The sequence below is a fragment of the Paraburkholderia sp. RL18-085-BIA-A genome (assembly GCF_046027075.1).
Taxonomy (GTDB): domain Bacteria; phylum Pseudomonadota; class Gammaproteobacteria; order Burkholderiales; family Burkholderiaceae; genus Paraburkholderia.
The window spans coordinates 1-1,574 of the sequence record NZ_JARESU010000402.1 but is presented as its reverse complement, the minus strand read 5'-3'; the positions used below and the strand labels follow the sequence as shown (position 1 = coordinate 1,574).

1 protein-coding gene is annotated in these 1,574 nt (G+C 59.8%); it reads right to left on the bottom strand.

Features of this window, described 5'->3' with window-relative positions; translation table 11 throughout:
- Window positions 1-128: 128 nt before the first annotated feature.
- Window positions 129-1,547, bottom strand: a complete 1,419-nt coding sequence (locus P0D89_RS52775) for a 4Fe-4S binding protein (RefSeq protein ID WP_408379592.1) — start codon at window positions 1,545-1,547, stop codon at window positions 129-131.
- Window positions 1,548-1,574 lie beyond the last annotated feature (27 nt).

The following is a 1,574-nucleotide window of genomic DNA, read 5'->3' as shown; positions in this document are numbered from 1 at the left end:
ACATCCTTCCGTGAGGCAACACGAGCGGCCAAGGTAATTGACGATCTTCAGTCCCGCACACTTTATCCACAAAACGCGTAAGCACCCGGCTGATGCGCATCCGACGCTCGGTGCGGATCTCGGGTAGCTCACCCGACCGGGCCTTTCCAGTGCCAGAACAACAGCCACCAGGCGCTATCAGCAATCGCGAGCGCAGCTGTAAAGCAGAGGAACGCGCTCGTCTGTATCAGCGGCTTCGCACTGTGACGGCGCACGACGCGAACCGCGAGCCACGCGCTCCAGAGATTGGCGAGTATCAGCATCAGTAACCGTACGTGCCCGACCCATGGCACCTCGATACGCTCAGCGTACAGGATCGTTAGTGTCGCCACCGATGATCCAAGGAACATACCAGTACCAGCAAGCGGAATCAGAGCCTGTGCCAAATGGTGAAGCCTGCTGGCTCGCCAAGGGCCGAGCATGCGCGCGCCGAGCGCGAGGACCGCCAGCAACGAGGTGCCGTAGACGAGCGCGGTGCCGATTATGTAAGCGATCCCCAGGCCGCCATGGAGCCAGGAAAACATATTGTTACCGTCCGGGTAGTGCGCCAGTAGATACCACGGCGCATTGGTGCGCAACGGCCATAGAACATTGTGAGCGATCAGCCAACCGGTTAGCGTCTCCTGCAACTCAATGAACCACGGACTCACCGACCAGTGGAACGCGCCGATCGCGATGCCGAGCAGGCCGTACAGAATCAAACCGGTTTCCCACCCATTTGCCTGCTGCTCGCCATGGACGACAACCTCGCTCGACGGCGAACGCCAACTCAGCTTCATCGCGTTGCGATGACCGCTGCATCGCGCGCACATATGGCATTCCGCATTGCCCTTCTTGTGGCGAAGCGGAACAAGCGGCGCACAGTTAATAGGGATCACCGACTGGCCGGGCTTACCCGCCGAGTAGGACTCGCGCCACGCCGCTTCGTCTACCCGATAGTGAAGCGGTGCAATGCGTGCAAGCAAGGAAAACACACCTTTGACGGGGCACAGGTACCTGCACCAGACGCGTTTCTCGCGACCGTACAGGTAACCGATCAGAACCGCCGAGCAGGTCGAGCCGCCGAGAACGAGCAACGCCGCTTTCGAAGAGTCGTGAACGCTGAGCATCTGACCGTAGATAGCCGTTGCAGCGAACGCGAAGAATGGCGAGCCTTCCCATCGCATCCAGCGAGGAATCGCCCAGCCTCGACCGTGTTTGCTGGCGAACTCCGACAACGTCCCCTCGGGACACAGCACGCCGCACCAGGTCCGACCGAGCAACACCATCGAGAGCAGTACGAACGGCCACCAGAGACCCCAGAACAGGAATTTTGCAAAGATAGTGAGGTTGTTCCACACATGCGCCGTCGCGGCTGGAAGCGGCATCATGGCGGGCGTGATAATCAGCGTGCCGTAAACAAGCACCGCTATCCACTGGATAGTCCGGATCGCCTTTCCATTTCGCTGCATCAAGTGGCCAAACCGCGCTACGCGTGAGTCGCGAACAACTGTGTTTCCATCTGCCATGACAAGCGCGTCAGGGGTATCTTGACG